General features: G+C 41.0%; 17 protein-coding genes and 4 pseudogenes. 9 read left to right on the top strand and 12 right to left on the bottom strand.

The genetic code is table 11. The features are described 5' to 3' along the window. Positions 1 to 361: 361 nt before the first annotated feature. The 4 genes from V7K36_RS00105 to V7K36_RS00090 all read right to left on the bottom strand — a co-directional run bounded on the left by V7K36_RS00105 (position 362) and on the right by V7K36_RS00090 (position 5,140). Positions 362 to 1,237 (bottom strand): bile acid:sodium symporter family protein, encoded by an 876-nt coding sequence (locus V7K36_RS00105; protein ID WP_335112155.1) that lies wholly within the window; start codon positions 1,235 to 1,237, stop codon positions 362 to 364. A gap of 153 nt (positions 1,238 to 1,390) precedes the next feature. After that, positions 1,391 to 3,727 carry an arylsulfatase gene (locus V7K36_RS00100; RefSeq protein ID WP_335112153.1) on the bottom strand — a complete coding sequence of 779 codons (2,337 nt, stop codon included), beginning with the start codon at positions 3,725 to 3,727 and terminating at the stop codon, positions 1,391 to 1,393. Positions 3,728 to 3,870: 143 nt separating this feature from the next. Then, positions 3,871 to 4,872, bottom strand: a complete 1,002-nt coding sequence (locus V7K36_RS00095; protein ID WP_335112151.1) for a formylglycine-generating enzyme family protein — start codon at positions 4,870 to 4,872, stop codon at positions 3,871 to 3,873. 1 nt (position 4,873) lies between these two features. After that, positions 4,874 to 5,140, bottom strand: a complete 267-nt coding sequence (locus V7K36_RS00090) for a glutathione S-transferase N-terminal domain-containing protein (protein ID WP_335112149.1) — start codon at positions 5,138 to 5,140, stop codon at positions 4,874 to 4,876. Between the two features lie 660 nt (positions 5,141 to 5,800). Between V7K36_RS00090 and V7K36_RS00085 the strand changes: the two genes are divergently transcribed. Then, positions 5,801 to 6,346: a DUF4334 domain-containing protein gene (locus tag V7K36_RS00085; RefSeq protein WP_335112147.1), complete on the top strand. Its 546-nt coding sequence runs from the start codon at positions 5,801 to 5,803 to the stop codon at positions 6,344 to 6,346. Here V7K36_RS00085 and V7K36_RS00080 read toward each other — a convergent pair whose 3' ends face one another. Continuing rightward, on the bottom strand, positions 6,347 to 6,577 hold the full coding sequence (locus V7K36_RS00080; RefSeq protein WP_335112145.1) for a hypothetical protein: 231 nt from the start codon (positions 6,575 to 6,577) through the stop codon (positions 6,347 to 6,349). Positions 6,578 to 6,641: 64 nt separating this feature from the next. Here V7K36_RS00080 and V7K36_RS00075 point away from each other — a divergent pair, with 64 nt between their 5' ends. Then, the gene (locus tag V7K36_RS00075) at positions 6,642 to 6,767 is read left to right on the top strand and encodes a hypothetical protein (RefSeq protein WP_335112157.1); all 126 of its coding nucleotides are present in this window, start codon (positions 6,642 to 6,644) and stop codon (positions 6,765 to 6,767) included. Positions 6,768 to 6,777: 10 nt separating this feature from the next. On the opposite strand, the pseudogene V7K36_RS00070 reads toward V7K36_RS00075, so the two are convergent. From V7K36_RS00070 to V7K36_RS00050, 5 genes and pseudogenes are all read right to left on the bottom strand, one after another. Further along, a pseudogene (locus V7K36_RS00070) lies at positions 6,778 to 7,000 on the bottom strand (ISLre2-like element ISCst1 family transposase); the annotation flags it as partial. 118 nt (positions 7,001 to 7,118) lie between these two features. Further along, entirely contained in the window at positions 7,119 to 7,934 is an 816-nt protein-coding gene (locus V7K36_RS00065) for a DUF928 domain-containing protein (protein ID WP_335112143.1), read from the bottom strand. Positions 7,935 to 7,997: 63 nt separating this feature from the next. After that, on the bottom strand, positions 7,998 to 10,376 hold the full coding sequence (locus V7K36_RS00060) for a CHASE2 domain-containing protein (protein ID WP_335112141.1): 2,379 nt from the start codon (positions 10,374 to 10,376) through the stop codon (positions 7,998 to 8,000). Between the two features lie 53 nt (positions 10,377 to 10,429). After that, the gene (locus V7K36_RS00055) at positions 10,430 to 11,581 is read right to left on the bottom strand and encodes a DUF1822 family protein (protein ID WP_335112139.1); all 1,152 of its coding nucleotides are present in this window, start codon (positions 11,579 to 11,581) and stop codon (positions 10,430 to 10,432) included. Between the two features lie 73 nt (positions 11,582 to 11,654). Further along, positions 11,655 to 12,845, bottom strand: a complete 1,191-nt coding sequence (locus V7K36_RS00050) for a sigma-70 family RNA polymerase sigma factor (RefSeq protein ID WP_335112137.1) — start codon at positions 12,843 to 12,845, stop codon at positions 11,655 to 11,657. A 339-nt stretch (positions 12,846 to 13,184) separates the two neighbouring features. Here V7K36_RS00050 and V7K36_RS00045 point away from each other — a divergent pair, with 339 nt between their 5' ends. After that, on the top strand, positions 13,185 to 13,583 hold the full coding sequence (locus V7K36_RS00045; protein WP_335112135.1) for a hypothetical protein: 399 nt from the start codon (positions 13,185 to 13,187) through the stop codon (positions 13,581 to 13,583). 323 nt (positions 13,584 to 13,906) lie between these two features. Next, positions 13,907 to 15,161: pseudogene (locus V7K36_RS00040) on the top strand (IS4 family transposase); the annotation flags it as partial. A 45-nt stretch (positions 15,162 to 15,206) separates the two neighbouring features. Here the strand turns inward: V7K36_RS00040 and V7K36_RS00035 are convergent. Both V7K36_RS00035 and V7K36_RS00030 read right to left on the bottom strand, forming a co-directional pair. Continuing rightward, positions 15,207 to 15,386 (bottom strand): annotated as a pseudogene (locus V7K36_RS00035) (DUF4277 domain-containing protein); the annotation flags it as partial. A gap of 179 nt (positions 15,387 to 15,565) precedes the next feature. Then, entirely contained in the window at positions 15,566 to 15,880 is a 315-nt protein-coding gene (locus tag V7K36_RS00030; protein WP_335112133.1) for a hypothetical protein, read from the bottom strand. A gap of 340 nt (positions 15,881 to 16,220) precedes the next feature. Here V7K36_RS00030 and V7K36_RS00025 point away from each other — a divergent pair, with 340 nt between their 5' ends. The 5 genes and pseudogenes from V7K36_RS00025 to V7K36_RS00005 form a co-directional block, all read left to right on the top strand. Continuing rightward, entirely contained in the window at positions 16,221 to 16,646 is a 426-nt protein-coding gene (locus V7K36_RS00025; protein ID WP_335112131.1) for a hypothetical protein, read from the top strand. Positions 16,647 to 16,772: 126 nt separating this feature from the next. Next, positions 16,773 to 18,992: a peptidase domain-containing ABC transporter gene (locus tag V7K36_RS00020; RefSeq protein ID WP_335112129.1), complete on the top strand. Its 2,220-nt coding sequence runs from the start codon at positions 16,773 to 16,775 to the stop codon at positions 18,990 to 18,992. A 191-nt stretch (positions 18,993 to 19,183) separates the two neighbouring features. After that, the gene (locus tag V7K36_RS00015; RefSeq protein WP_335112127.1) at positions 19,184 to 20,686 is read left to right on the top strand and encodes an HlyD family efflux transporter periplasmic adaptor subunit; all 1,503 of its coding nucleotides are present in this window, start codon (positions 19,184 to 19,186) and stop codon (positions 20,684 to 20,686) included. Positions 20,687 to 20,965: 279 nt separating this feature from the next. Continuing rightward, positions 20,966 to 21,376, top strand: coding sequence for a helix-turn-helix domain-containing protein (locus V7K36_RS00010; protein ID WP_335112125.1), 411 nt, complete (start codon positions 20,966 to 20,968; stop codon positions 21,374 to 21,376). 119 nt (positions 21,377 to 21,495) lie between these two features. Then, positions 21,496 to 21,887 (top strand): annotated as a pseudogene (locus V7K36_RS00005) (hypothetical protein); the annotation flags it as partial.

Raw genomic sequence — 21,887 nt, 5'->3', positions numbered from 1 at the left:
GCGATGAAGGCTTAATTGGTTTAATCATTGTGGTCTGTTTTTTGAGCCTATTAGATAGCTTTTTTTGTGGTGAATTTGATCGCAAACTGCTGTAAGTCCATGTTTTTGTTTCAACCTCTCAACTATTGCACCATAACTACTAAAGCCTTTTCCTGTTTTTAGCTCTTCCTCAAGTGCTGCGTAGTTTACCGCCGTAGGCATCGCACACTCAAGATCGCCTTTGCTATTTTGGAGGCTGTAATATTTCCCAAATGGCCGGATCGGTTACTAAATTCCTACTAACTGTAGGCTTTATGAGTTTTTGAAAAATATTTTTCCTTTTTTATTGGTGCAAGATGTGAGTTTACTAATTTTATCTTGCTCACGAAACTTCTACCTGCTCTACTTCTGCACCCTGTGGTTGATCTATTTCTGTTAAATTTTTCCCAAAAATTAGAACTGAAGCCATCATTAATAAACTCGTTACCATAATGGTACTAATCACATTAGGATCATCAAAATTGCTTGTACCTATTAATAAAGCCGCAGCAAAATTACGTTGAGCCGTTCCTACTCCTAAAACTCTTTGAGTATCAATACCAGGACCGCCTAAAAGATAACCTACAGTAAATGAAAAGACAATAAAAATAGCAGAAATAAAGATTACACCTGTTTTCAATAAAATGATGATCTCGCCCAAGTGTACCACCAGCCTAACTACTAAACCTAAACGCAATCCAAAATTAGATATTTTGAAAGTAATTGATTGAAGATTGAGAGCTATATCTTCAGATTTTGCCTTAATAAATAACCCAATTCCCAACGGGGTTAACATCAAAAATATTAAAGGTTTAGCAATATCCCAAGAATTGACCTGTACACCTTGCAAAACTAAAGGTAAAGCGATTGGCAGATAAAATACTGTGCCGAACATTAGCAACATCATTAAACCTGTAGAAAAAGCTAAATTACCCTTAACTATTTCGGCAAGTTTAGGTAAAGCTGGAGGGCCAGATGCTAATGCCATGATGATAAAACCATCTTTCACTGGTTCGGTGACAGTTACTAATTGTAATAGCAAATACATAAAAAGTGGTACAAAGATAAAATTTGTCACCAACGATAAAATAACTAACCGGATATTACAAATAGGTTGCCAAATTTGCCGTATAGTTAGCTTTAAACCTGTACCAAACATCGTCGCAACGACAAATGCCAGGAATGCAATTTTGTCAAGTATCGGGATAATTTCATTCATAGATTTTTGATTTTATTCATAAAAGCAAAAGCGCAAAAAATAACGCAATAATTCAGCATGACTTTTAATTCTTCCTCTCAATCTTGCTCTATGCCTCTTTGCGCCTCTGCGTGAGACTTTCATCATCAGCAACACTTAAGATAGATACTGCAATTACCTCAAATTCAAACTAACCTTCTCTAAATTACCTGTGAATGCAAAGGGTACTTGATAAGTTTCTACAACAGGAGTACCTGTATCTCGACCAACATCAAAGGTTTCATCTAACCCCACACGATAAGGTATGGTTTTTTCAATTCGACCTTGAGCTACCTGTTGATCATTAATCAATAATTTACCAGTTCCTCCTGCACCAATACCACCGTCATAATCAAAATCAAATCCTATTTTTGCTTTACCTGGAGATAGTTTTTCAGGAGATTGAATAATGTATCTTTCCGTATTTGCAAAGTTGTAAACATAAGTTGGTTTTCCATCTTCAAGGAAAAAGCCCCAACCAGCAAAGCGTCCACCTTGGGTTAACAAGACACCCTCAGCACCATTTTCTGGAATCTCTATATCAGCCGTGATGGTGAAGGACCTGTTTTTAAGACTTGGGGCGCTACCTTCGGGAATGGGTACTGTGCCAGGATAGTAAGTAAATTTAGCGCGTCCTGCGGCTAGAGAGGGGCGACTTCTGACATCAAACCGTTCAGATAGGCGATCATCTAATGGTAAAACTTTGTGTTTACGGGCTTCTGATAAAAATAACTTTTGCAGTTTTTCCAGTTTCTCTGAATTCTCAGCCGCTAGGTTATTCGCTTCGCTAAAATCTTCCTCTATGTTGTAGAGTTCCCAGGGATCTTGCTCGAAATCAGCATTGATTGTACCTTGCCAAGGCAACCGAGGATGACGAGCCGCCGCTACCCATCCCTGATCATAAATAGCTCGGTTTCCTAACATTTCAAAATACTGGGTTTGATGATGGGAAGGAACATCAGAATTATCAAATGTGTACACTAAACTTGTACCTTCAATTTTCTGTTGCTTCACTCCGTTCACTTGAGTAGGTGTGGTAATTCCCGTCGCTTCTAAAATTGTGGGTGTAATATCAATTACATGATGGAATTGGCTGCGAAGTCCGCCTTGGTTTTTAATTTGATTTCCCCAAGCAATTACTAAGGGGTTACGAGTACCACCAAAGTGAGAGGCGATTTGCTTTGTCCATTGAAAGGGTGTAGTTCCTGCCCAAGCCCAGGCTGCATGATAATGATTAAAGGTTTTGGGACCGCCTAAGTCATTCAATGAAGCTAAAAGTTGTTCTTGGCTTTCTGGTATTTTATTAAATACTTTCAATTCATTGACGCTACCTGTTAAACCGCCTTCAGCACTAGCACCGTTATCACCGACGATATAGATTACTAAGGTATTATCTAATTCCCCAAGTTTGTCTATAGCATCAATCAATCGTCCGACTTCATGGTCGGTATATGCTAAAAATCCGGCAAAGACTTCCATTTCATGGGCATAAATTCTTTGTTCATCTTTAGATAGGGAATCCCAAGCTGGTAGTTCTTTCGGACGGAGGGTAAGTTGGGCATTGACAGGAATCACACCCTGTTGTTTCTGACGCGCAAACGTCTCTTCTCGCAATTTATCCCAGCCTTGATCAAATTTGCCTTGATACTTGCCAATCCAGGCTTTAGGGGCATGGTGGGGTGCATGAGTAGCACCGGTAGCCAAATAGGTGAAGAAAGGTTTGTCAGGAGCAATGGATTGTTGAGAACCAATCCAGGCGATCGCATGGTCTACTAAATCTGGAGTCAAATGGTAATCAGGATTATTGGTTGGTGGTTGAATTCGTTTGGTATTTTCAACCAAAGCCGGGCTCCATTGGTTAGTATCACCACCGATAAAACCGTAAAAATACTCAAATCCTAAACTTGTCGGCCAGCGATCGAAAGGTCCTGCTGCACTGGTTTCATAGTCTGGTGTATTGTGCCATTTACCAAAAGCCGCAGTATTATAACCGTTTTGCCGTAGCACTTCTGCCACAGTCGCCGCATTCTTGGGTAAAATTGTGGTGTAGCCTGGATAACCTGTTGCTAACTCTGCAACTACCCCTGTACCCACTGAATGATGATTGCGGCCAGTTAATAAAGCTGCTCTGGTAGGTGAACAAAGGGCTGTGGTGTGAAATTGGTTGTAACGTAATCCTTTTTCAGCCAAACGAGTCAAATTCGGAGTTTGCACTGGTCCACCAAAAGTACCTGCCTGCCCAAAGCCCACATCATCTAATAGCACTAATAACACATTAGGAGCGTTTTTAGGAGCGGTGATTGGTGCGGGGAAATCCGGTGTTGACTCTTTGTAAGTTGTGCCAATTTTACCTTCAAAATCCGGTGGACGAACTGGTAACACTTTTGATGTAGCAGCTAGGGCAGGATTACTAGCCATCAACAAGGTGATGATCACAGATAGAGCGATCGCCCGAAAAAATAAACTCAACATACAATACCTTTTATAGCTATTTTTCTCACACAGACGCACAAATGCAGAGAGCATATTAGTAGGGTGCGTCAGATATCGAAAATCTGTTGATTGTTAATGAATGATCAAATCTGATGAACTCTACAAGAGACTTCTTTCACCTGTCACCTCGTTAAGTTTTTGACCAAACGGAACCCAATATGGGTTGTTCCAGTATCAGGAGCTTCAGATTCCCTCGCGGCTGGACGATAGCGGCTGCAATAATTCGGCGCACATAAATAAGAGCCGCCTTTGATTACATGAAGAGCAATTTCTGTAGGTTTTTTCGGGTCAAAACTTTTACTTGCTCCTGTGGGGTTGACAGTGTGAACTTTGTTGTTATGTCCTAAGCTGAACCAATCAGAAGTCCACTCCCAAACGTTACCGGTCATGTCGTAAAGTCCATAACCATTAGCTGAAAAAGAGCCTACTTTCGCCGTTCCGATATAACCATCAGTTTTCGTATTGAAAAAGGGGAAGATTCCCTGCCAGGTGTTGGCTTTTTTTTCAGAATATTGATTACCCCAGGTATAAGTTGCGCTATCCAAGCCACCACGAGCAGCGTATTCCCACTGTGCTTCTGTTGGTAGGGATTTTCCTGCCCATACTGCATAAGCTAGGGCATCTTCGTAGGCAATATGCACAACTGGGTAGTTTTCTTTACCTAAAATAGTGCTATCACTACCAAAGGGATGCTGCCAGTTAGCACCAGGTGTCCAATGCCACCAACTGAGAATTTGGACTTGCTTAACACCTTGTTTTGGCTGATGAAACACCAGAGAACCTGGTAATCTCTGCTCATCGGGTAAGTCGGGAAACTCCTCTTTTGATAAAGGGCGTTCTGCAACTGTCACATACTTTGTGGCTTTGACAAACTCAGCAAAGTGGGCGTTTTTCACCTCGTATTTATCAATACAGAAGGAGGTAACTGTGACATTTTCTGCCGCTCGCTCTTCTACAAAACCCGAATTATCTGCTCCCATCTTGAAAGTATCTCCAGGAATCAGTACCATCTCTGGAAGACAGGAATTAGCGGTAAGTGCTAATACAGATGAATTACTCGATAGTGATATCAGTGCAACTATCTGAATCAGCAGTAACTTGAGAAACAAAAGTCTTTTCCCCATTTCATGCCAATGGGGCTGTCAAACCCAGAATACGGGCAAATCTTTCTACATAAAATTTTGTAGGATTGGCAACTTGTTGGATGGAAGGACAATGACGCAAGTTTTCCCACCATTTCTGCAAACGGGGTGTTTCTGTTGGTAAAGTTTCTGGTTTATGCTGTAAGTCAATTTCAATTGCTGTAAAATCAATTCCTTTTTCCAGCAACACCATACGGGTTATTTGAGAGAAAGTAGAGGCTTTCGCAAAGTAAAGTTGTAAGCTACTCATTTAGTCCTTTCCTTGATTGGGATTTGTCTGAGTTTTTGGTAAATTGCAAAAATTGCAAGTTAAATGACAGCCAAAGACACAAGTGAACCAATTTCACTCCTACGATTTAAATTATTTGACTGGAAAGCTACCAGCGTTTAAACTAACTACTGCTTGTCGGTCGGTTTATCGTACTACTTCAGGAGTATTCCATAGTCTTTACTAAAAAACAAGTCTTTTAGCAAATATTTCTTCTCAAAATTTAGAGCCAAAATGTCAGGGTAAGCGTATCTAATTTTGTAGCTAAAACTACAGATTATTTTGCACAGATGTAATTACTACAGAGATAAATTAAGTATTAAAGACGTTCAGTAGTAACGCGATCTGCGACTTTCGCTACATGGTTGCCGCCACTAGGTTAGGCATAAATATCTGAATTAGACTAACTCTTTGAGTTTGGACTCTTGATTTAATTACCAGAGAGAAAAATTAGCAAACAAGTCACTCATTTGGATGAGAAACAATTCAACCGTTCGAGTGAGATAATTGTAGTAGGTTAACTTTGTTAACTTGCAATTGGGGACATTAACCCGAGTAAATTTTTCTGGATAAGTACAGCTTTATCTATAGCTGTTTGTAAGTTATAACACAGTTTTTAAACAAGCAAGAAGGACAGTAACAATGGAAACCTTAGAAAATTATCAGTTAATTCTGAAAACGGGTAAAACTACGATAGAAAAAGCTTTAGAATTGTTTGACACTCTTGAACCCGTGAATTTAGACTTTATGTTTGGTCGTTGGCAAGGGTCTGGACTGCATACAAATCATCCAATGGATGGTTTATTAGAAATTTCTAATTGGTATGGGAAGGAATTTATAGATACAGAAAATGTTCACCCGTTGTTATTTTTAGATAGCCAGGGGAAAATTTTTCAAGTTGCGCCTCATCCGACTTTAATCAACTGGGTTTTGAAATTACCGATACCCAAAAATAATTCTCTCAAACCGTTATTAGGGTCAATTAATTCTTTACTTAAAACCGAGAAAAGCCAAGCCAGACTGCGAATGATCGAGTATAGAGGCAAAGTCACAGCTACAATGATTTATGATTATTTACCAATCAATGATTCTTTTAGAAAAGTAGATGAGAATACTGTGTTAGGAATTATGGATTATAAGAACCTAGCTCAACCTTTCTTTTTTGTTCTCAAACGCAGTCTTCAATAACTACCCAACTACAGGTAATCCGGCCAGCGCCATTGCCACTTCAGCAGCACTATATTCGGTATCAACCAGCTGTCCAGCTTGATAATCAATGTAAGCCTGCATATCAAAGTGTCCATAACCACAAAGATTAAACAGGATAGTTTTACTAACAGTACTTGAAGAGTCAACTTTCAGGGTCTTGTCTCCAGCTGACTCTACCCGTAGCAGCTTCCAAGCATACTTTTTCTCCATATTGCGGCACTTCTCTTTCCTCTGTTACAACGTGCCGTGACTGGGAGGAATGCGATTTTGTTAGATGACCCCAAAAAAAGTGCGATCGCTGAACAGTAATACTGGTGATAAAAGTAATTTTTATTACACTACGTCACTAGTCAGCACCACAAATTATCTTCTTGAAATATCCCAAGAAGATTTTGGTTAACTAGTAGCAGATTCAATATTTTAGATTGGCGTAAGTTGATGCCAATTTGACCAAAATTATATGTGAGACGTTCAATTCGTTTGAAACTAAGATTAATTCCCCAACCAGTTAATAATTGTGCAGGCAGCTTCAAATGAATTAGCAATTGCCCCATATTGGGCAACGGTTGACCAGACGTTGTGAGTTAAGCCTGACTCTATTCCCAACCATCTTAGAAATGGACAAAAGCCTTGACGAATGATTATCATGGAAATTACGGGGTTACTTCGTTCCGAATGACAATATATATGTATCTAACGAATCGCACAGCACATCACAAAATTGCATTGCTTCCTAATAAGAATTGCTGTGCTACTTTGCATTAGGTTGACAACATTTTATAAGTGGTTGTTTAGCTAAATTCTCTAAATCTACGGATTTAAGCAAATTCATCCACTCCACTGCTAAAGTTGGATCTTGAGGTTTGGCAACACGTAATTCAGCCAGAGTAGTCAAGGCATCGTACCAAATGCCATTCTGGGCATAAAGCCTTACCCGTTGCTGAGGAGTTGCTTGTTTCGGACTATTTACTAATTTAGGATTTAGATTCACCCGTTGCACCCATCCTTCCACATATTCCTGTTCTGGAGGTTGTTGGGGATTGCAAATGATTTTCATCTTGAAAAACCAGTGGTACATCTTGTCTACTTGCAATGGGGGAGTAGTTGCGCCTAAACGAATACTAATAATTCCTGGTTCTTCTGGTATTGTTACTATTGTTCGATAAAGAGTTTGACTGAGTTTAGTTGACTCATCTTTGAGAACAAACTCAAGGGAATTAATTGTAGATTTTTTATAGGGGACAAAAAACCAAAAAGTTGGATATTCCTCACTCGTCAAGCCCCAAACTTTAGTAACAGAAACTGCTTCTGTTTGTCCTTGCTTTAGTGTCTGTTTGTATACAGGTACAAGTGCAATGATAGACTGATTACTAACACCACAACCACGACTTGCGGCTCCTCCGCGATCGCCTGTTGCACCCCTGTCTGGAGGAGGTGGAGGAGGCGAAAATGTCACAGGGGCGGCAGCAGATGGTGTTATCCAAATCATTGGAGAAGAGCCGATAATTCCCAACCAAGCCATCCCGAATGCAGCGATTAATTGTATTTTTGTGCAATAGTTTTTCATAGAAAATTAGGAGTTACACAATTTGGGATTCTGGATTATCTAAAATTTATACAGCAATACTTTTCAAAATTTATTTTTAAATTTTATGTTTAAGTAAGTTGTAACTATTAAAATATTACCTCCTAAAGCCAACATAGCAGGAATGAGGGGAACCCAACAACTATATGCAATAAAAAATATAAAACAGCTACCGTATAAACTTGTAAAAGCTATCCCTGCTGCCAAGCTTAAGTAAGTGAATCGGTGCAGATAAGCAGTAAGCAAACCGCCTAAAAAAGACCAACCCCAAATCCAAATTACTTCACCCCAAAGTGGCCAAGTCCACAACAGAGGTTGTCCGTCCAAAGCAGCACTGAGCAATTGACTGACCATCTGGGCTTGTAAAAATACTCCTGGTATTGCCTGTAATTTACCTTGAGGAGTGGTGTAGGGAGTTAACCAGTAATCATGAAAAGTTTCTGCTGTTGTGCCAATAATCACTATTTTGTCTTTGACTGCATTGGCATTTAGCTTACCCGTTAGCACTTGTCCCAAGGTAATATGTGGTGCGATCGCTTCTGGGGAACCAGGGGAACGATAATTTAACAAAATTTGGTGTCCAGAAGCGTCAACCCCTTGATAACCTCCGGTATGAGCTTCTATTGGTTTAAATATCCGCTTCGATAATAGCCACTTGCTCCCTAATTGCCACGACGCGCCATCAGGGGAAAATTGCAACTGAATTCCCTTCGCGTACAGGTAACGCAATGCAAGTTGAACACTCAGGGCATAGGGGGTAGTACAAGGAGATGAGGGTGAGGGCTTTAACGATAACAGATGGCGACGCACGACATTATCTGAATCTACGGCAATATCGCTAAAACCTAGACCCTCTGGAGAAACTTCTGGTGGTGGTTTCACACCTGGTTTTCCTGCTTGGGAATCGCTGAGTTGACACACCGCCACAAAGCGATCGCTTTTTCGCATTCGTTCTGCCAATGCTGGATAATCCTTACCCACTGGATAATCTCGGTATATATCCAAACCAATAACTTGTGGTTGATATGTCTCTAATTTTTCTAACAGTTGAGCAAGTGATTTGTCTGACAAGGAACCTTGAGGTTTTTCCTGTTTTTGCGCCTGGACATCTTCTTCAGTCACAGTCACAATCAATAGGCGTGAATCTGGTTTCTCAGGAGGACGCAAGCGTAACAGTTGGTCAAACGCACCTAGTTCAAATGGTTGCATCCTACCCGAATACCGTACCCCTGTTAATATTCCAGTCATTACCATGCTCGTCAGTAAGAGCGATGAGAAACCAAGCCGATTTGTGATTCTTTTAACAGCCGTGGTTTTAGACAAAGATGTTGGAAGATTGGGTGTATCTCTAAATAATTCTCCCCAATTCAACGGCATCTCTGCGGGATTTTGACAGATGACAGGCAACCATGTCGCACAGGGGAATTGGTTTTCTAGCCCCTGTAACCTTTCTCGTGCCTCCCTCACAGCTAAATACAACGAGTTTCCCCGCGCGAAGGCTGACAAAAAATACTTTAAAAACTGCTGCGCCACCCGATCAGGTACAGGCTCTCGCATCACGATGATTTCGGGAATATGCAAATCTGCAAACTCCCGTGCCAATCCCAAGCCATCACAGGAATTGAAAATCGCCAGTTGTAAACCTCGTTCCACTGCCTTTTTCAGGGCATACTTTAACTGGCTAATTGTTAGACTTTCAGTTTGATTGATGTAGATTTTTCCTATTTCATTCGTTTGGTGAGTAGAACTGTGTCCAGCGAAAAATAGAATCTGCCAATCCTGCTCCCATAGCTGATCAGTAAGGTCTTGGCATTGTGGTTCAACTAAAAAAGTGATGTCTGTATTGGGTAACAAATTAAGCACCGCCTGGTCTGCTTTGGTATCAATTCCTTGGCTGTTACCCAAAATCGCTAAGATTTTTATTTTGTCGGATGTGGTTGTTATTCGGTTGACTTGTTCGTAGGCGGGAGCGCTCAGGGCTATTTCCGCTTGGGGATAGCGTTCCAGCAAATCCCAAAGATGCCAGGGAAGTTTCTGTAATCGGAGGTCTTTGGTTTGTAAAAGCACACGGATATTATCCGCAGGTATGAGTTTTTCCAACCATTTCTCGCGGATAGGACGAAAGGAATCGGCAGCAAGCCAAGTATTAAAACGTACTTTAAATTCCTCAGTCACCTGCTGGCAGTCTTCTAGGCTGGGGGCTTGATTAAGTTCCTTAGGTAAACCAATAGGACGAGATGGCAACCTTAAATTACGATAAATAGATTGCCAACGGTAATAATCGCGGAGAATTTCTGGGTTGGGGGGAAGCGCACCCGTGATTTCCACACTAGGGCGGACATTTTCATCGCCAATCTGTAGTGTCACCGGAAACCCTTGTTCAAAGTTTCCCTCTGCTAACTTTAAGATGACTAACTTACCCACAGCTACTTCTCCACAGATGATGAGTTATATCTATTATTTGGGTTGCTAAACACTTAAAACCGCAAAATCTCTCGGTCATAATCTTCAGGTGCCGGTTTTATTTCCCAAACCAATCCTTCTCCAAGTTCCAAAATTATTTCCAAATACAACATATCTACAGGAGTTGTTGCCGTATCTTCATTATTCTCAAAAGTTTGTAAGTCTTCCGTTACTAGTCGCAGCTTAAACCCAGCAGGAATTTGACCACCAGGAGTTGTACTTCGTAATTCAAAGCGCCAAACATAGTCTTCAGAAGCGCTTTTTGGGAAAATACGTAACTCGTATGTATGCTCTGCAACTATTATTTGCCGAGACAAACCCATAACTGGTTCTGCACTCCGCATTCCCGCAGGCACCACGACGAATTCGCTTTTTTCCCATCCCCACTGTTGAGCTAAATTGGCTACTCCTGTCTGCAACCATTGCGGAATTGACGACTGGATGAGTAAACCCTGACGCCGTTCATACAATTTTTTACGCCAACCGCTATGTGCTAGGAGCGCACCCCACAGTGAAAATGGAACTGCCAAACGCGGGAATTTCACATCCGGATTACCCAACCTTTCTAAGAGGTTTTCCGCCTGAGTTTTGGCAATAGGAACTAAAGGTATAATCTCGGCGCGTAAGGCTTCTGGATCATTAAGTTGGCGTGTAACCCACAACACATTGATATCTGCAATTAAATCTTCACTTTCCAAGCTGTAAGTACGGTCTACAGGATCATAAACCCCTTTTGTTTTCAGAATTTTATGGGTTGTGTAGCCAAAAATCTTCATCCAGCCATCATCGGGATTGACCTGTACTGCTATGTAGTAGTCAGCAACCCACTCTGGTATATCTACCCATTCCTGCGGTACGCGCAACTCATCGTCATCTATAGCGAGGGTGGGAATTAATACAAGGCGATCGCGATCAAAAGTAATAGCTGTGCCATTAACTACTTCCCAAAAACTCGGTAATGCCGCACTGTTGGGATAAACCCTGGCGGTGGGGGCAATTTCCTCTTTGAACCAAGGCAAAAATGCTTGCAAGCAAATTTGATTTATCCACCCACGTTGACAAGCACCAGCTGTTGAGTATGGTTCTTCTTGCGCCTCTAGAGATTGGGGAATTTCTAAATATAACTGCCGTGAGTCAATAGTGAATGGGGGAGGTGCGTGAAACATAATTTTAGAATGGCTCGATATAAAGACCATATTAAAAAGTTAAGGGAGACAGGGGAGAGAAAATTCTCTCTACTCATTGGATCTGGATATGGCTATATTGGACTTTGAGCCATTCCTCTAAGCTTGTGTTTATGGCATCTATTACGTCGGATTTAGGAGAAATATGCAAGGTGTTTTGACTCCACTGCGTTAAAGTCAGTAGCAATGACTTTTTAATGCTGCTAAGGCGACGGGAAACAGTATATTGCTTAATTTCTAACTGTGCAGCAACTTCTGTTTGAGTAAGCTTCTGACCGTAGTAAACTTGTAGTAGTTGTTGTGAATTTGCATCCATTGCAGCGATCGCTTGGTACAAAACTTGGTTTAACTGAGCTTGCTGATTTCGTGCATTCGCAGCTTCTTCCTGCTCAATAATTTCCGTTAGTAAAGATGTTTGCAAATTTACAGGTAATATATCTAATAAATTAGCATCATCTTCTGCTTTCAGGGGAGCGTCTGCCGAAACAACCTTGGGATAGAGGAAAATACGAGCAGCTTTAGCAGAAGATAATACCCAGCTTTCTATGGTTTGCTGGTTGACTGCGGCAGTGGGTGAACTCAATCGGCTTAAACGTTCTGCATTATAAAGATTAGTAATAGCCTCCCAAGTCAGAGCATCTGGTTTGGTAAGCTGGCGAATTTTTGTGTTGTCACCTGTGTAGAGTTCCTTAAAGCATTCCCAGGCTAAAACATAACTTTCGATACTTTGAGGGTTAAATCCGGCATTTTGTAATGACTGCACTAGTCGTTTGCGGCTGAGTTTATGTAATAATGCCCAGTCTGAGCAAATGTCAGTTTCCCGACGTAAGCGCAGTACATCCTTGATAATCGATGCAAATGCTAATTCTGCATAGGCTTTTAAATGCGAACTGTATTGAGGATTGAAAGTTTTGAGGATTCTGTTAATATGAGCGATCGCCATCTGAAAACAGTCTGCTAGAGACGATTGTGTGGCAAAGTTGAGGGCGAATTTTTTTGCAGTCCAATAGCACACCTCTTGTAAGTAAGCAGAAAGATGTGCTACTGCCACAGCACTAGATTCAGTCTGCCAAACTCTATACCAGTAAATTGCCCAAAAGGTATCTAATTGCTCAGTTGACGACGACTCCAGGCAAACTTTTATACTGCGTCGCAGTTTGGCATCTGTTGCCCAACCACTAAATTGGTCTACATCAAATTGCACAAAGGTGGAAAAGATTTCCACAATGCCCTGTCGGGGTTGCATGGAATATTTGCCGTTGTTTGAACCATAGCTGATTTCAATTATACAGCCATAGCGACAAAAGCTAATTCCTTGCTGCGTAAGGATTTTACAGATTTTTAAAAAAACTTCTAATCTAAGTGCATAAAAACTAAAAGTCGTCGTAGAGAGTGATATGCAGAGAAGTTCATTTAGTGAGTATCACGAAAAAGATGCAAATTTGGGGACTTGCTGAATCATTGGATAATTTCGTCAAGAACAAAAGTTCGATGGTTATAGCGGCAAATTCATCCCGCAAATATGCAACTTCTTGAAACTTACTTAATTATCTGTACATAACCTAATTAAAAAAGGAAAAAAACCATGTCAAATATCGACAAGTTCACTTCTACTTCTAACTATTCTGCTGTTGGTCAAGAACAACTGTTCACCGAATTAACTCTCAAAGAAGGAGCTGCGATCAAAGGTGGTCTTACCTACGAACTCAGCAATCATTCGGGTATTCTCATCAACTATGATATTAACGGAGGAAGTGACTTTTTGAATCCTGGTGACGTAAAGCCATATTATTCTAAGTTTACAGCACCAACTGTTACCTACGACTCACAGATTGGACCTGGCTATGCTCCAGTTTCCCAAAAACTAGTTTCAGATCCAGGACAAAATGTTTTTGATATTATTGTAAGTAGCAATACTTTAATCTTAATATCTGATCATGGTAATCCAGTTCCAATTCCAAGGCCTCCAGCACACCATCCGTGAGGGGTTACAGCAGTTCCCGCTATTGTGAGGTACGTTCTTAGTCCTGAAAGGCTACAGGAGGTAGCGGCGAGGGAACAAACTGTACTTTATAACAGCAGGAAGTGCTGTAAGGTAATTGCACTTTTATCAATCAGTCAAAATACTCAAAAAAGTTTTTGATAGCTGAAATCTAAATTAAAAAAGGATTGTAACGAGAGAATAACTTTGTCAAAAGTGGGCTTAATTCTTAGGTAAATTCAATTATCAAACGAGGTAATGAAAAATTTGGTTTACCGCCATGCCCAAGCGACCAAAACAAAACTCTGACCACGCACACCGACAGAATACTCCTACTAATAGATAATGAACCGATAGCTAAACACTTAGAAGCAATATTTAACCCCAGCAGTTTTTGCTCAACAAAAATATTACAAGCAGTTAGGATGTCGAGACAGGATTCTTAATTTATCGTTAATGGTGGCAGCAGTTTTAACCTTATTGTGGCGACAAGTTCCTGGCGTTCAAGAGTTAAATCGTCTGTTAGCTAGAGTTGGTTTCTTATGGTGTCAAATTACCAAAGTTACCCAACAATCACTTTCAGAAAGATTTTTAGTTTTCTCATCGGAATTATTTTAACGAGTATTTAAAGATTTACTACCTCAATTACAACTGAATTGGCAACAACGACTTAAGCGACCATTGCCAGATAGTTTTAAAATTGCACTCTGTAATTTTGAACGAATTTGGATTGTTGATGGCTCAACAAAAGACGCACCTTATTCCGTAAGCTAAAAAGCCTGAAAGACTTGAAAACAGGGCAATTAGCCGGGAAAATTTGTACAGTTATTAATTTAGTTACTCGTTTACCAGTCGAAGTTTGGTTTCACACTAATCCTGCCGCTTCAGACACCAATTTTGAATCTACATTACTAAATTTAGTGACTGGCAAGACTTTAATTTTACTCGATAGAGGTTTCTATCATTCCCAGTTTTTACAACAACTCATTAATCAAGAAGTCCATTTTATTACTCGTTTAAAAGCCAAAGCATCTATTAAATACTTAAAGATTTTCAGCTATGACCATTCTTTCAAAGACAGATTAATTCAACTTGGTACTGGTCGTGGTGGCGCACCAGTTATAACTTTGCGTTTCATCGAAATAAAAGTTGGTAAAACTTGCTATTCTTACATTACTTCTGTTCTCAATCCACAGATATTACCATCATACGTTGTAGCAGATTTATATCGCAGAAGATGGAGAATTGAAGAGGCTTTTTATACGGTTAAACATTTATTGGGACTGTCTTATTTGTGGACTGGTTCTATTAATGGTGTCAAACTACAGGTCTGGGCAACTTGGCTCTTTTATGCAGTATTAGTTGACTTGGGCGATGCCGTAGCTGATGAATTAGCTTTGCCATTTGGCCGCATTTCTTTGGAGATGATTTTCCGTGGTTTGTACCATTTTAGTGTCGCAAACTCCAAAAGCAAAGCGGATGACCCGATTAAGTACTTCGCTGAAGAAAGAGAATCAAGACTTAGGCGTGGTTAAATATCTCCGAAAGCCAGTCTCCAAGCTCGATTTATCGTCTTTTCCTGCGCCCTATTGACAAATGTGCAATTATCTTAACCTTTCACAGATGTACAAATCCTAATTCATTTATTAAAATTGCTTTGACTAATATTCCCCCTGCAATCTTTTCACGAGAGTCTATTCCTAATTTGGAATTAATTATTTCTACTATTCCTATTTCATCAATTAGCGCAGCCACTATTCCTAGATGATCGATATTTTTAATTTTTACTTCTGATATTTGAGACATTTTTTACTTCTAAAAATGGTTGAGTTTTTTTCATTGTCTCACTTCTGGTATCACGCCTAAGTCAGCATCATAAAACAATGTATATTTAGTTTTGTGAAATAACGTAAAAATTAAGCATTTATAAGCTTTTTACCCACTTTATACTTCGCAATATAGGTTTATTCTTAATGCTGACTTACTTAAAGCTTCTGAGTATTTTTATTTATACGTATCAGAGCGAATTTATGTAGCGGCTTTATACTACAAAATGAAGTGCGGAATGTGGGTTGTAAGTAAGCAGAAAGATGTGCGATCGCCACAGCACTAGATTCAGTCTGCCAAACTCTATACCAGTAAATTGCCCAAAAGGTATCTAATTGCTCAGATGACGACGACTCCAGGCAAACTTTTATACTGCGTCGCAGTTTGGCATCTGTTGCCCAACCACTAAATTGGTTTATATCAAATTGCACAAAGGTAGAAAAGATTTCAACAATGCCCTGTCGGGGTTGCATGGAATACTTGCCGTTGTTTGAACCATAGCTGATTTCAATTATACAGCCGTAGAGCCAAAAGCTAATTCCTTGCTGCGTAAGGATTTTACAGATTTTTAAAAAAACTTTCTATTCTCAGTGCATAAAAACTAAAAGTCGTCGTAGAGAGTGATATGCAGAGAAGTTCATTTAGTGAGTATCACGAAAAAGATGCAAATTTGGGGACTAGCTGAATCATTGGATAATTTCGTCAAGAACAAAAGTTCGATGGTTATAGCGGCAAATTCATCCCGCAAATATGCAACTTCTTGAAACTTACTTAATTATCTGTACATAACCTAATTAAAAAAGGAAAAAAACCATGTCAAATATCGACAAGCTCACTTCTACTTCTAACTATTCTGCTGTTGGTCAAGAACAACTGTTCACCGAATTAACTCTCGAAGAAGGAGCTGCGATCAAAGGTGGTCTTACCTACGAACTCAGCAATAATTCGGGTATTCCCATCAACTTTAATATTAACGGAAAAAGTGACGTTTTGAATCCTGGTGACGTAAAGCCATATTCTTACTTTACAGCACCAACTGTTGGCTACGACTCACAGATTGGACCTGGCTATGTTCCAGTTTACCAAAAACTAGTTTCAGATCCAGGACAAAATGTTTTTGATGTTGCAAATGGTGGCAGTACTTTTATCTTAACTCAATCTAGTCCTCCTGGTGGTATTAGTAGGGATCCAGGTAGTAATATTGTTAGCCCTGGTACTGTTCCTGTTCCTGTGTTGTAGCCTAAGCGCATTGACGTTTTACTGCGTCAGCCAAGCAGTCAAAAGTCGAATATGACAAACTAAACACTCAATACAGTCGGGTCACAATACCCGATTGTATTTTCTTGCCAATCATCACACCAGAAAATGAAATACCAAATAGTCCTCCAACACACTGAAGAAGACTGTGGTGCAGCGTCCCTAGCAACCATTGCCAAACACTACGGACGCACATTTACCCTCAACCGCGTCCGGGAAGCCGTAGGTACTGGTTCCAGAGGAACATCTCTGCTGGGATTAAGCCGGGGTGCAGAGGTACTAGGATTCAATGCCCGTCAAGTAAAAGCTAACGCACAAATAATCGACCAATTACACCAAATATCCCTACCAGTAATTATTCACTGGAAAGGCTACCACTGGGTAGTTTTATATGGACAAAAAGGTAAAAAATATGTCGTTGCTGACCCTGGTGTTGGTATCCGTTATCTTACCCGTCAAGAGTTAGTTGCAGGTTGGGGTAATGGCGTGATGTTACTGCTGACCCCAGACGACAGCCGCTTTTATCAACAAGAATCAGATAAAATTGGCGGTTTGGGAAGATACCTGCAACGGGTTTGGCCTTATCGCTCTATTCTCGCTCAAGCGATCGCTATTAACATCGCCATTGGACTGCTTTCTTTAGCATCTCCCTTCATGATGCAACTCCTCACCGATGATGTGTTAGTCCGAGGAGATACCCAACTACTAACTACTGTGGCAATTGGCGTTATCGCCATGAACTTAATTAGAAGCGCCATTAGTTTAGTTCAATCTCACCTCATCGGTCACTTTGGTCAAAAATTGCAATTAGGACTAATCCTAGAATACGGACGCAAACTCTTACATTTACCCCTCTCCTACTTTGAAGGACGACGCAGTGGAGAAGTTGTCAGCCGCATTGCTGATGTCAACGCCATCCATAACTTAGTTTCTCAAATCGTCCTCGGATTACCCAGTCAATTTTTTATCGCTGTAATTTCCTTGGGCTTTATGCTCTTTTACAGTTGGGAACTAACTCTAGCTTCCATAGTTGCATTTATTATTGTCACGGCTGTTAACTTGCTTTTCTTACCAGCAATGCGCCAGAAAACCCGCAAGATGATTGTTTCTGGTACGGAAAACCAAGGCTTTTTGGTGGAAACATTTCGCGGCGTTCAAGTATTAAAAACTACCCAAGCTACTCCCCAAGCTTGGGAAGAATACCAAGGGAATTATGGTCGTCTTGCCAACTTGGGCTGGAGTACGATGAAGTTGGGACTTTATAGCAGTACAGTTACTGGCATTCTTTCCACTTTCATTAGTATTGGCATCCTCTGGATGGGTAGCTATTTAGTCATTAATCGCACCTTAACAATCGGTCAATTGATGGCATATAACGGCATGAGTGGCAATTTTTTGGGCTTCCTAAGTGCGGCGATCGGCTTAGTAGATCAGTTTATCACTGCCCAGATAGTCATTCAACGCCTGACAGAAGTTATTGATGCTACCCCAGAAGACGAAAATGATTTTAAAAAGCCTTGGGCAGAAATTCCTGGTAATGTAGATATTACCTGCACTGAACTTAACTTTCATCACGCCGGTAGAGTTGACTTACTACAAGATTTTTCCTTAACTATTCCTGGCGGTCAAGTTATTGCTTTAATTGGTAAATCTGGCTGTGGTAAAAGTACCCTTGCGAAAGTGATGACTGGCTTATATAAACTTCAGTCTGGCAATATTCGTTATGGTTTTTATAATCAGCAAGACCTGTCTTTAGAATGTCTGCGACAACAAGTGGTATTAGTCCCACAAGAACCCCACTTCTGGAGTCGTTCTATTATTGATAACTTCCACTTTAGCTATCCCCATATTAGTTTTGAAGAAATTGTCAGAGCTTGTCAAATTGCTGGTGCAGATGAATTTATTAGCAAACTACCCGATAAATATCAAACTGTCTTAGGAGAATTTGGTGCAAATCTTTCCGGTGGACAACGCCAAAGATTAGCCATAGCCAGAGCAATAGTTACTGAGCCACCTGTCTTAATTTTAGATGAGTCCACGGGCGCACTGGACCCTGTAAGTGAAACACAAGTACTAGATAGACTTTTATCCCATCGTCATGATAAAACGACTATTCTGATTAGTCATCGTCCCAAGGTCATAAGGCGAGCAGATTGGATTGTACTTTTAGAACAAGGACGCTTAAAAATTCAAGGTACACCAGAAGAATTGCGGAAATTACCCGGTGAACATTTAGATTTCCTAGATAATATTATCCCATGTCACGATACATTGGCACTAACAGCTTCCCCGGCTCATCGTAACGGCAAGATTGCTGTCATTAATTAAGATCAAGTTCGGATAATTAGTTATGATTCCCACAGTCATTACACCCCACCCCCAGCCCCTCCCCGCCGGCGGGGAGGGGAGCTAAAGCGCAGCTTTGGCGGGGTGGGGTTCCGGGTTTTATGCTTAATTGCCCGGACATGATATCAGTTGTAAAAATCTCTGTTTTCTCTGCCGTTTATTTATATTACATCATGGTTAGCAACACAAATTTTCTACCCCCAATTCAAACTAATGAATTTCTCCCACCAATTAATCGTTGGACAACCTTTGGCGGAATGTTTATTCTCTGCGTTCTAGGACTAGCTGTTCCAGTTGCTGCTGTGATTAAATATAAAGTTACCGTCCAAGGACAGGCGGTTGTGCGTCCGGCGGGTGAATTGCGAATTGTGCAAGCGGCGATTGAAGGTCAGGTAATGCATATTTATGTTCAAGAAAATCAAGTTATCAAAAAAGGAGATGCGATCGCAACTATCGACGACTCCCGTCTGCAAACCAAAAATAGCCAATTGCAAACTAGTATTCAACAATCTAAGTTACAGCTAGTGCAAATGAATGCCCAGATTAATGCCCTTAACAGCCAGATTCGAGCCGAAACTGACCGCGTAAACCGGATTATTACTGGTGCCCAAGCCGAATTGAGCGGTCGCCGTCGGGAATATCGAGATAAAAATCTTACCACTGTTTCCGAATTCCAAGAAGCTGATGCCAACGTCAGAATTGCTGAGAAAGAATTGCACGCTGGGGAAGCACAGTTAAAAACAGCACAAGCAAATCTCCATGCAACTGAAGCTGCCTTGGGTGTAGCTCAGTCAAAACAGAACCGATATGAGAGTGCAGCCGCCCAAGGAGCGCTATCTAAGGATCAATTGGAAGAAGCACAATTAGCTGCTAAACAGCAAGAGCAAGCGGTAAAGGCGCAACAAGCAGCAGTCGAGGCGCAAAAACAGACAATTGAACGGTTACAACAAGCTATATCTGCTGCCATTGCGAGAAGACAACGCACCCAAGTTGCCGTAAATCCAAGTAATGCAGAAGTAACTGTTGCTACTGAGCGCATCGCCCAAGAAAAAGCCGGAGGGGAAAGCAACAAGGCAACTTTAGAAAAGGAACGTCAAGCCCTAATTAAGCAACGGATTGAAATTGAAAAGCAGCTAGAGCGTGATACTAGCGAACTCAAACAAGGGGAAATAGATTTAGCTCAAACCACGATCGCAGCTACCGCCGATGGGATAATATCTCAACTCAATTTGCGAAACCCAGGTCAAACTGTGCGTCCTGGCGAAGAAGTGGTGCAAATTGTCCCCAATAATGCGCCTCAAGTTTTGAAAGCTGCGGTAGCATCTGAAAATCAAAGTAAGTTAAAAATTGGTCAAAAAGTCCAAATGCGGGTCAGCGCTTGCCCCTACCCAGATTATGGTACTCTCAATGGTCAAGTACAGACGATTTCTCCAGATGCAATCGCACCTCAAAATAATGGGACAAATGCATCAATGCCTAATGCGACTAGTCCAAAAGCTGCTGCGCCTGGTGCTTTCTATGAAGTGACTATTGAACCGGAAACTCTGGTTTTAGGTAAAGGGAAAAACCAGTGTCATATTCAATTGGGTATGGAGGGTAGGATTGATATTATTTCCCGTGAAGAAACGGTGCTGCAATTCTTTCTCCGTAAGGCGAGGTTGATGAGTGATTTGTAACTTTTTCTTTTGGGAAGCATTACCTAAGAAACATGGATTAAATAAAATGCAAAACTTCATCCTGTCTCCAGCTTCCCTCTCCTTTATAAGGAGAGGGATTGAGGGTGAGGTAAACCAGGGACATAAATTGTGTGTTATTTAATTCTTATTCCTAACGTAAAGTTTTAGAAACTTCACTCTCATCTAGTACAGTACGGCGTAAATAAACAGACCATATTAGTGGGAGAATAAATAATCAGGTTAAAACCAGTTTCGCAGAGCATATCAAGGAATCAGGGTGTGGTAAGATTAACTCCTAAAACATTAAACTTAAGCGATGGCGAGCGTGAACAACTCCAACAATTGATCAACAGACACAACACGCCACAACAGATAGTGCTGCGAGCCAAAATAATTCTCATGGCATCAGATGGTCAAAACCATCGTCAAATCGCCCGAAGTTTAGATATGAATCGGCAGATGGCTCGTTTATGGCGAAACCGATGGTTGGAAACTGACCCAAAAGACTTATCGATTTTTCAAAGATTACAAGATCAAGAGCGTATTGGCGCACCAGTAAAATTTAGCATGGAACAGGTAATCGAGTTGTTTGCGTTGGCATGTTCCCCACCTGAAGATTACGGACGACCGATAATGCTACGGGGGACATCAAAGTTGCTGACTCCGGGAGTAAGATTCGCAATTTTGTAAATGAGGATTCAAAAGGCAATGGCGGTAACATCTTTATCGATTCTGGTGACTTCTCTCTAAGTGATGGCGCTCAACTTGCTGGCTCAACTTATGGACAGGGGAATGCGGGGAATGTGACGGTGCGTGCAAAAAATGCTATTTCTCTTGCAGGTAACGCTTCCATTTTAAGCACCGTGGAAGCAGGAGGCGTAGGTAAGGGTGGCAATATCGATATCAATGCTACTTCCCTGTCACTCACTGATGGCGCTCAACTGCTAACTATTATTCGTGGAGCATCTGATACCCAGCCAGCAGGACGCGGGGATGCGGGCAATGTCAATGTTTTGGTAACAGGTGCTGTTGATATTGCTGGGGAGAAAAATGGTTTTCCCAGTGGGATTGATAGCCTTGTAAGTACGGGGACTGTTGGGAATGGGGGTAACATCTTTATCGATTCTGGTGACTTCTCTCTAAGTGATGGCGCTCAACTTGCTGGCTCAACTTATGGACAGGGGAATGCGGGGAATGTGAC

The organism is Nostoc sp. (genome assembly GCF_036919555.1).
GTDB lineage: Bacteria > Cyanobacteriota > Cyanobacteriia > Cyanobacteriales > Nostocaceae > Nostoc.
The sequence above is the reverse complement of the archived record's forward strand: the minus strand, read 5'-3'. Positions and strand labels throughout refer to the sequence as shown.